9 protein-coding genes, 1 rRNA gene and 1 pseudogene are annotated in these 9,456 nt (G+C 68.7%); 10 read left to right on the top strand and 1 reads right to left on the bottom strand.

Annotated features, from left to right (window positions below; genetic code table 11):
- Positions 1–93 (top strand): 5S ribosomal RNA (gene rrf / locus D1832_RS02990); the annotation flags it as partial.
- A 265-nt stretch (positions 94–358) separates the two neighbouring features.
- Here rrf and D1832_RS15265 read toward each other — a convergent pair.
- Positions 359–928 (bottom strand): hypothetical protein, encoded by a 570-nt coding sequence (locus tag D1832_RS15265; protein WP_182434634.1) that lies wholly within the window; start codon positions 926–928, stop codon positions 359–361.
- Between the two features lie 456 nt (positions 929–1,384).
- Between D1832_RS15265 and D1832_RS15260 the strand changes: the two genes are divergently transcribed.
- The 9 genes and pseudogenes from D1832_RS15260 to D1832_RS02950 all read left to right on the top strand — a co-directional run bounded on the left by D1832_RS15260 (position 1,385) and on the right by D1832_RS02950 (position 9,443).
- Positions 1,385–2,299, top strand: a complete 915-nt coding sequence (locus tag D1832_RS15260) for a tetratricopeptide repeat protein (protein WP_182434633.1) — start codon at positions 1,385–1,387, stop codon at positions 2,297–2,299.
- Complete coding sequence (locus D1832_RS02980) at positions 2,292–3,263, top strand: HAD-IIA family hydrolase (RefSeq protein ID WP_118912548.1); 972 nt, start codon at positions 2,292–2,294, stop codon at positions 3,261–3,263. Before D1832_RS15260 ends, D1832_RS02980 begins: the two co-directional genes overlap by 8 nt.
- The gene (locus tag D1832_RS02975) at positions 3,260–3,481 is read left to right on the top strand and encodes a hypothetical protein (RefSeq protein WP_118912547.1); all 222 of its coding nucleotides are present in this window, start codon (positions 3,260–3,262) and stop codon (positions 3,479–3,481) included. Before D1832_RS02980 ends, D1832_RS02975 begins: the two co-directional genes overlap by 4 nt.
- Entirely contained in the window at positions 3,478–4,302 is an 825-nt protein-coding gene (locus D1832_RS02970; protein WP_118912546.1) for a TlyA family RNA methyltransferase, read from the top strand. The genes D1832_RS02975 and D1832_RS02970 overlap by 4 nt, the downstream gene beginning before the upstream one ends.
- Positions 4,299–4,535 (top strand): annotated as a pseudogene (locus tag D1832_RS16090) (NAD(+)/NADH kinase); the annotation flags it as partial. The gene D1832_RS02970 and the pseudogene D1832_RS16090, both read left to right, overlap by 4 nt.
- A 77-nt stretch (positions 4,536–4,612) precedes the next feature.
- Entirely contained in the window at positions 4,613–5,203 is a 591-nt protein-coding gene (locus D1832_RS02965) for a diacylglycerol kinase catalytic domain-containing protein (protein WP_338067276.1), read from the top strand.
- Positions 5,204–5,283: 80 nt separating this feature from the next.
- A complete protein-coding gene (recN, locus tag D1832_RS02960; protein WP_118912545.1) occupies positions 5,284–7,044 on the top strand; it encodes a DNA repair protein RecN in 1,761 nt (586 codons plus the stop codon).
- Positions 7,045–7,063: 19 nt separating this feature from the next.
- Positions 7,064–8,701 carry a CTP synthase gene (locus D1832_RS02955; RefSeq protein ID WP_118912544.1) on the top strand — a complete coding sequence of 546 codons (1,638 nt, stop codon included), beginning with the start codon at positions 7,064–7,066 and terminating at the stop codon, positions 8,699–8,701.
- Positions 8,702–8,777: 76 nt separating this feature from the next.
- Positions 8,778–9,443: an NUDIX domain-containing protein gene (locus D1832_RS02950; protein ID WP_118912543.1), complete on the top strand. Its 666-nt coding sequence runs from the start codon at positions 8,778–8,780 to the stop codon at positions 9,441–9,443.
- Positions 9,444–9,456: the final 13 nt, after the last annotated feature.

The following is a 9,456-nucleotide window of genomic DNA, read 5'->3' as shown; positions in this document are numbered from 1 at the left end:
ACGCCCGGTCACATTCCGAACCCGGAAGCTAAGCCCTTCAGCGCCGATGGTACTGCACTCGCCAGGGTGTGGGAGAGTAGGACACCGCCGGACTCCTTCAAAAAGAAAAGGGGGGTTCTCGAACGATCTGAACGTGTCACACGTGTGACGGCCTCGTAGCCCAACGGCTCGGCCCACACCGACAGTAGTTCAGGTTCGAGAACCCCCTTTTTCGCATACCCAACAACAATTCCTGCGACGTGTTGGTACTCGGCTCCCTAGCCGGCCGGGCCGCGGTTGTCGGAGGCCTGTGCGACGATGAAATCGTCGTACCAACCGAGAGGAAACCATGTCCGAAGAGCGCAACGACAACGCATCCTCAGAGGGCGCCGAGCGCCAGCGAAGCCAGCGTTGGTCCAGCGCTCGTTCGGATCGTCGTGACGCTCCGCGGCGCGACGGTTCTCGTGATCAGCGTCGGGGTGACGACACCTACCGTTCGGATCGCCGCGACGAATCGCGTGGTGAAGGTCAGCGACGCGGGGACGGCTTCCGTGAGTCGTCCCGTGGTGCCTCCCGAGGCGACGACCGCCGCGGCGGATATGGCGATCGTGGGGGCTACGGTCGCTTCGATGACCGTGGTTCCCGCGATGACAAGCGCCGCGGTGGTTTCGATCGACGTGAAGACCGTGGCGGTGCGCGTCGCGGGGAGTCTCAGGAGGATCGGGGTGGCTACCGCCGACAGGACTCGCGTGATGGTGAGCGTCGCTTCGGACGCCGCGATGGCGGTTTCTCGCGTGAGGCGCAGGGGGAGCGCGGAGGTTACGGCCGTCGCGAAGACCGTGAGTATCAGGGGCGTCGTGACGATCGGCCGCAGCGCGGAGGCTACGGCAACCGCGACGAGCGCAATGGTCGTGGCGGCTACGGTGGCCGTGATGATCGCGGCGGCCATGGCCGGCGCGATGAACGATCCGACCGGGGCGGCTATGGGCGTCGCGACGAGCGCTCTGAGCGCGGTGGATACCGCGGACGCGAGGACCGCGGTGGCTATGGCCGTCGTGACGAACGCGGTGGTTTCCGTGAGCGCGGCGACCGCGGTGGCCCCAGCGGACGTGACGGAGAGCGCCGGGGCTTCGGCGACCGCGACGGCGCGCGCTCGGGTGGGCGCAGCGTTGGTTCCTCCGACCGCGGGCGTGGTTTCGATTCCCGCGACCGACGGGACGGCTTCGAGCGTGGGGGACGCGACGGCGGACGTGATAGCGGCCGCGGCTTCGAGCGTCGCGGCGGGTTCGACGGTCGAGGTGACCGCGGCGCCGGCTGGTCGGACGAGCAGAGCCAGATCCGCGGCCCGCGCAGCTGGGACGCGAAGGCGACCGGTGACGAGCGTCCCCGTCGTCGTCCCGAGCCGATGCTGCCGGAGGAGATCACGGGCTACGAGCTCGACAAGTCGGTGCGTCAGCAGTTGCGCACGCTGAGCAAGGACAACGCAGAAGGCGTGGCGCGTCACCTCGTGGCCGCAGCCGAACTGCTCGAGGAGAACCCGGAGAAGGCTCTGGACCACGCGCAGCACGCGGTGTCGCGTGCCGGCCGAGTTCCGGCGGCCCGCGAGGCCCTCGGTCTCGTGCTCTACCGCACGGGTGAGTACGCCGAGGCGTTGCGGGAGTTCCGCACGGCTCGCCGTCTGTCGGGTTCGGATCACCTGCTGCCATACATGGTCGATTGTGAGCGCGGCCTCGGCCGCTACGAGCGTGCTCTCGAACTCGCCAACTCGCCGGAGGCTCAGCGTCTGCCGGAGGCGGACAACATCGAACTTGCCATCGTCGTGTCGGGCGTCCGGCGCGACATGGGCCAGGCGCGTGCGGCGGTCGTGGGCCTGCGCCTTCCGGCGCTGCAGAGGGCCACGACCCAGCCGTGGGCAGCCCGTCTGTTCTACGCGTACGCCGATGCCCTCATGGACCTCGGGGAGTCGGACGAGGCGCGCGAGTGGTTCGTCAAGGCCGACGAGGCCGACCGGGACGGTGAGACGGACGCGGGTGACCGCATCGACCAGATCGACGGCTTCGAGCTGACCGACCTCACGCCCGAGGACGAGGACGAGCAGGACCCTCGCCTTGCCGAGATCGACCTGTCCGAGTACGGGGCAGTGCAGCCGCAGCGCCCGGAGGCCACGTCAGTTGAGCCGAGCGAGACGTCCGTAGATGGTGCGGCCAACGAGCGTGCGGTGAGCGACGACATCATCGAGTCGGCCGCCCCGGAAGCGGAGTCCTCCGGAGAGCGGACCGTTCCTCGCGCGACGTTCGACGACGGCAGCTCTCGTGGCTGATCCGTTGATCGCTCGGTACGCGGCGATCGTCTGCGACCTCGACGGGGTCGTGTACGCCGGTCCCGAGCCGATCGAGCACGCCGTCGAGGCGCTGACCGCAGCATCAGCCAACGGTGCCCACGTCGTCTATGCGACGAACAACGCGTCGCGTACCCCGGCCGAGGTCGCGGGGCACCTACGTGAGTTCGGCCTCGTGGTTGACGACGCCGACGTCGTCAACTCCTCGGCAGCGGGTGCCTACCTGCTGGCGGGGTCGCTCACGGCGGGTGCTCGAGTGCTCGCCGTCGGAGGCGCCGGGGTGGGTGTCGCGCTCACCGAGGCCGGCCTGACGCCGGTGACGCCGGAGGAGGCACGGAACGGTAAGCCGGTCGAGGCTGTGCTCCAGGGGTACGGCGCGGACGTGCGTGCGAGTGACCTCGCGGAGGCGGGTTTCGCCGTCGCCGGCGGGGCACGCTGGATGGCGACGAACACCGATCTCACCCTCCCCACCGACCGTGGAGTCGCGCCGGGCAACGGTTCGCTCGTGGGCGCGGTACGCAACGCTGTCGGCGTGGACCCGGAGGTGGCAGGCAAGCCGATGCCCACGACGTACGAGATGGCAGCGCGACGCAGCGGCGTCGACGCGCACCAGGTACTGGCCATCGGCGACCGGCTTGAGACCGACATCGAGGGCGCCGTGCGTGCGGGTATGGATTCCGTGCTCGTCCTCACCGGCGTGCACGATCTTGCCGATGCGGCGGCTGCGGCCCCAGAGCGTCGGCCCACGTTCGTCGTCGAAGACCTGCGGTCCCTGGCGAAGCCCTACGACGAGGACAACTCCGCCCCCGGCACCTCGCACGACGCCCTGACCTGGTCCCAGGCGCGCGCGCTGCTGCGCGCGACGTGGGCCGAGGTCGACGCCGGCGAGCTCGACGCGGACGGCGCCCGTCATCGGTTCACGGACCTCACGGTGCGCTCGGCATGACGGCCGTTCCTTCCCCGCGCGACCTCGATCGCGCAGGCGGTCCCGCGGGCGGTGGGGAATCTCAGCACGACGGGGCTGTCGATGCGGCGCTCGAGATGCTGTCGAAGTCCACCGAGGAGTTCGTCGACGGTGCGCGCGAGGACGCCGGCGGCGTCGTCGAGGCCGCCGAGGCGGTGCACGAACAGTTGCAGCGTCGCCTGCAGGAGGCCGGATCGTGAGCGGCCAGACCCGGCTCGACGCGGCGCTCGTCGAGCGGGGTCTGGTGCGTTCGCGGGCCCAGGCCAAGGAGGCTCTCGCACGCGGCAGTGTCGCCGTCAACGGGCAGATCGAACGCAAGGCCTCCACCAAGGTCGCAGATGCGGACGTCGTCACCACGAGCGAGGAGCGTGACCCCTACGTCGGGCGCGCAGCGCGCAAGCTCCTCGCCGCGCTCGAGGCCTTCCCGGACTTCGCGGGCGCCGTTTCCGGTGCACGTGCCGTGGACGTCGGTGCCTCGACGGGTGGCTTCACCCAGGTGCTGCTCGAGCGTGGTGCGACGCATGTCGTGGCGCTCGACGTGGGCCACGGACAACTGGCCGAACCAGTCAAGAGCGACCCTCGCGTCACCGATCTCGAGGGCCTCAACATCCGCGACGTCGTCTCGCGCGACACGGTGGACGGCTCTCCTTTCGATCTTGTCGTGAGTGACCTGTCCTTCATCTCGCTCACTTTGGCGCTACCGCACATGAACTTCCTCCTGGCGGAGGCCGGGCATCTCGTCGTGCTCGTCAAGCCGCAGTTCGAGGTCGGCCGCGAACGTCTGGGGCGCACCGGCGTCGTCACGTCGCGCGATCAGCGCCGTGAGAGTCTCGAACGCGTTCTCGCCACGGCCACCGGGCTTTCGCTCGTCGTCCATGGCATAGCGTGGAGCCCCATGGTGGGTACGCACGGCAACCACGAATACCTCGTGTGGTTGCGCCGTGAGAACCAAGGCATAGGCCTCGACGACGAGACCCTGCGCGCCACCATCGACCAGCTCACCGGGAGGGACGACACATGAGCCGCCGCATCCTGCTCATCGGCCATTCGCGACGTCCTGAGGCCTTCGACGTGGCCGAGCGGCTCGTGTCCGCTCTCACCGAGCAGGGCATCACCGTCGTCGGATTCGCCGACGAGTTGACGGCCTTCGGCATCCGAGAGCGTGACCACGTCGTCACGCTCGCCGAAGGTACGTTGCCGGAGGGGTGCGAGTTGGCCGTCGTCCTCGGTGGCGACGGAACGATCCTTCGTGCAGCAGAGATCTGCCGTGACACCGGCATGCCGCTGCTCGGCATCAACCTCGGCCACGTCGCTTCCTCGCAGAAGCCGAGATGGAGGACGTCGACCGCATCGCCGGCGGCATCATCGAACGCAGCTGGAGCGTGGAGGAGCGGGCGACGCTCGAGGTCGTCGCCTCGTCCGGCGGGAACGACCCCACCGAGCTGTATCGCGGCTGGGCTCTCAACGAAGCCAGTGTGGAGAAAGCCGAACGCGAGCGAATGCTCGAACTGACGGTCGAGATCGACGGCCGGCCGCTGTCGACATGGGGAGCGGACGGCGTCGTCATCGCGACCCCCACGGGCTCGACTGCCTATGCCTTCAGCGCCGGCGGACCCGTCGTGTGGCCCGACACCGAGGCCATCCTGCTCGTGCCGATCTCCGCCCACGCGCTCTTCGCGCGCCCCCTCGTGCTCAGCCCGGCCGCTCGGCTCGCGGTCGAACTGGTGCCGGAGGCGCAGGGGAGGGCAGTGTTGTGGTGTGACGGGCGACGTTCGTTCGATCTGCCAGACGGTGCGCGGATCGACGTCGTGGCGAGTGCCAAGCCGGTACGCCTGGCGCGTCTCAGCTCCGCTCCGTTCACGGATCGTCTCGTGCGCAAGTTCGACCTCTCGGTCTCGGGGTGGCGCGGCTCGCGCGCCTGAGATCGTTCGCCAGGAGCGAAATCTCCAATCGAATGCGTGTTCGAACGACGGTCGGTCGGTCGGCTCCCTAGAGTGGTCTCGTGCTCAAGGAGATCCGCATTCGGAACATGGGTGTCATCGCCGACGCCACGTTGGAGCTGAGCCCGGGCCTCAACGTCGTCACCGGTGAGACCGGCGCAGGCAAGACTATGGTCGTCTCCGGCCTGGGGTTGCTCCTCGGCGAGCGCGCCGACGCCGATCGTGTACGCACGGGGGAGAAGCGTGCCGTGGTCGAGGGCTTCCTCGACCTGCCTGACGACCACGCTGCCCTCGCGACGCTGCGCGACGAGTTCGAGTTCGACGGCGACGAGGAACTCATCCTCTCGCGCACGGTGGCTGCGGGAGGACGGTCCAGAGCTCATGTCGCCGGGCGCAGCGTGCCTGCGTCAGTGCTGGCCCAGGTCGGCCACGACCTCGTTGCCGTGCACGGTCAGGCCGATCAGTGGCGTCTCAAGCGTCCCGAGGAACACCGTGAGGTGCTCGACTCGTTCGCGGGTGCCGAGTTGGCCGCTCTCGCCGAGCAGTACCGCGAAGGCTTCGTCCGATTGAAGGCTCTTCGGGCCGAACGGCGTGAACTGACGCATAAGGCTCAGGAGCGCGCGCAGCGCCTCACGATGCTCGAGGCCGGCATCGCACGGATCGACGAGCTCGAGCCCGTGGAGGGGGAAGACGTCGAACTCGCCGCGGAGAGCGAGCGGCTCACCCACGCCGAGGATCTCCTCGCGGCGGGCACGGGGGCCGCCGGCGCGCTTGCCGGTGACGAGACGGACCCTGACCAGCCCAACGCTCTTGCGCTGCTCGCGCACGCACGAAGTGTGCTCGACTCGGCGGTGTCGCTGGACGCCTCACTGGGCGAGTACATCACCCGGCTCAAGGAGATCCAGACGTTGACCGCCGACCTCGCGGCCGACGTCTCGGGGTACGCCTCCGGTATCGACATGGATCCGGCGCGGCTTGCCGACGTGCACCAGCGTCGCGCGGCCCTCACGGCCCTCATGAAGGCGTTCGGTCCCGAGCTCTCCGATGTCGTCGCGTGGCGCACGGCAGCGGGAGTCGAGGCCGAGGCGTTAGCAGGCTCCGACGACCGTGTCTCGGCCATCGACGCCGAGATCGCCTCACTCACGCCGAAGGTGGCCGACCTCGCGCTTCGTCTGCACGATGCGCGCGTTGAGGCCGCTACCAAGCTCGCCCAAGATGTCACCGCCGAGCTTGCCCACCTCGCCATGAGCTCGGCGCGCCTCGAAGTCGCCGTCACGCTCAACGAGGCCGAAGCCGGCCTCGAGCTGGGGGACGGGCGCATCGTGAAGCCCACCGAACACGGCATCGACGACGTCGCGCTCCTGCTCGCGGCGAACAAGGGCATAGCTCCGAAGCCGGTGACGAAGGCTGCCTCCGGTGGTGAGCTCTCCCGCGTCATGCTCGCGCTCGAGGTCGTGAGCAGCACGGGCGAGGTGCCGACGTTCGTCTTCGACGAGGTCGATGCCGGTGTCGGCGGTGAGGCGGCGGTCGACATCGGCGCGCGTCTGGCCAAACTGTCCGAACAGGCACAGGTCATCGTCGTCACGCACCTCGCCCAGGTCGCGGCGTTCGCCGACAACCACCTCGTCGTGCACAAGTCGCACGACGGCGCCGTGACGGAAAGTGGTGTCACGAGCGTCACAGGTGAGGCCCGGCACGAAGAACTGGCGCGAATGCTGGGCGGTGACGCCTCCAGCGCCGTTGCGGTGGAGCACGCGAAGCAACTCCTTGCCTCCTCCGACGCGATTCGTCGCGAGGCGATGTCGCCCGCCCCCGTTCGATGACGTAGGCTGGCATTCCGTGGTGGATCAGACGACGAAGCAGATTTTTGTCACCGGAGGCGTTGCCTCCTCCCTCGGAAAAGGCCTGACGGCATCGAGCCTCGGCCGACTGCTTCGCGCACGTGGCCTCAGCGTCACGATGCAGAAGCTCGACCCGTACCTCAACGTCGACCCGGGAACGATGAACCCGTTCCAGCACGGTGAGGTGTTCGTCACCGAAGACGGTGCGGAGACCGACCTCGACATCGGACACTACGAGCGGTTCCTCGACGTCAACCTGCACGGTCGCGCCAATGTGACGACCGGCCAGGTGTACTCCGACGTCATCGCCAAGGAGCGTCGCGGCGAGTACCTCGGCGACACCGTGCAGGTGATCCCGCACATCACGAACGAGATCATGGACCGCATGCGCGCCGAGGCCAACGGCCCCGACGCTCCGGACATCATCATCACCGAGATCGGTGGCACCGTCGGCGACATCGAGTCGCTGCCGTTCCTCGAGGCCGCTCGCCAGGTCCGCCACGCCGTGGGCCGCGACAACGTCTTCTTCCTCCACGTCTCCCTCGTGCCCTACATCGGACCGAGCGGCGAGCTCAAGACGAAGCCCACGCAGCACTCCGTCGCGGCACTGCGTCAGGTCGGTATCCAGCCCGACGGCCTCGTGCTGCGCGCGGACCGCGAGATTCCCGAGGGCATCAAGCGCAAGATCTCCCTCATGTGCGACGTCGACTCCGAGGCAGTCGCCGCTGCCGTCGACGCGCCGAGCATCTACGACATCCCGAAGGTCGTGCACGCCGAGGGCCTCGACGCCTACGTCATCCGCCGTCTCGGCCTGCCGTTCCGTGATGTCGACTGGGCCCAGTGGGACACGCTGCTCGGCCACGTTCACTCGCCGGCCCACGAGGTGGAGCTCGCGCTCGTCGGCAAGTACATCGACCTGCCCGACGCCTACCTGTCGGTGACCGAGGCCATGCGTGCCGGTGGCTTCCACCACGACACCAAGGTGAAGATCCGCTGGGTCGCCTCCGACACCTGCCAGACCGAGGCCGGCGCGCAGAAGGCGCTCGGGGGAGTGCACGGCATCCTCGTCCCCGGCGGCTTCGGCGTGCGCGGCATCGAGGGCAAGCTCGGCGCTCTGCGCTGGGCACGTGAGAACAAGGTGCCCACCCTGGGCATCTGCCTCGGTTTGCAGTGCATGGTCATCGAGTACGCCCGCAACGTCGCCGGTATCGCGGATGCCTCGTCGACGGAGTTCGACCCGAACACGAGCCACCCCGTCATCGCGACGATGGAGGAGCAGAAGTCCTACGTCCAGGGCGAGGGCGACCTCGGCGGCACGATGCGTCTCGGTGCCTACCCCGCGAAGCTCGCGGAGGGTTCTGTCGTAGCGACGGCCTATGGCGCCACGGACGTCAGCGAGCGTCACCGTCACCGTTTCGAGGTCAACAACGACTACCGCGACGACATCGCGCAGGCGGGTCTCGTCTTCTCCGGCACCTCGCCCGAGGGCACCCTCGTCGAGTTCGTGGAGCTGCCGAAGGACGTCCACCCGTACTACGTGTCGACGCAGGCGCACCCCGAGTTCAAGTCGCGCCCGCACCGGGCGCACCCGCTCTTCGCCGGTCTCGTGGAGGCGGCGCTCGAGCGCAAGAAGGGCTGAGCCGCAAGCGAACCGGTCGGTGCCTGCCCCTGGGCACATGGGGCGGGCACCGACCGTACTGTGAGACAATCCCCTCATGACGAGCGAGCACGGACGGATGACCCGCGACGACCTCGTCGACGAGTACGCCAAGGCGCCCGTCACGCATAGCGAGTGCGTCTACGAAGGCCGGGTCTGGAACGTCCTGTCCGAGGAGGCCGACCTCGGCGACGCCGGTCGCGTCACCCGCGACTTCGTCGACCACCCCGGCGCCGTCGCCGTTCTCGCCCTGCGTGGTGAAGCCGGCGCCGAAGAGGTGCTCGTCATTCAGCAGTACCGCCACCCGATCGGTGCTCGCGAGTGGGAGATTCCTGCGGGTCTGCTCGACGTCGACGGCGAACCTCCGCACGAAGCGGCACTGCGCGAACTCTACGAAGAGGCCGACCTGCGAGCCGGGCGCCTCGACCTGCTCATCGACTACGCCTCCTCGCCGGGCGGTCTGTCGGAGCAGTTGCGTATCTACCTCGCCCGGGACGTGAGCGAGGTCGCTGCCGACGACCGTTTCGAGCGCGAGGACGAAGAGCTCGACATGCCGACGGCCTGGGTGTCGCTCGACGATGTCGTCGCCGCGGCCATGGCGGGCCGCATCCACAATCCAACCCTCCTCATGGGAGCGTTCGCCGCGAATGTCGCACGCGCGAACGGGTGGAACGACCTGCGACCCGCCGACTCACCGTGGGAGGTCCACCCGAAGGTCTCCTGACGCCGCGGGTGCC

The organism is Dermacoccus abyssi (genome assembly GCF_003515945.1).
GTDB lineage: Bacteria > Actinomycetota > Actinomycetes > Actinomycetales > Dermatophilaceae > Dermacoccus > Dermacoccus abyssi.
This window is presented reverse-complemented; position numbering and strand designations above follow the sequence as displayed.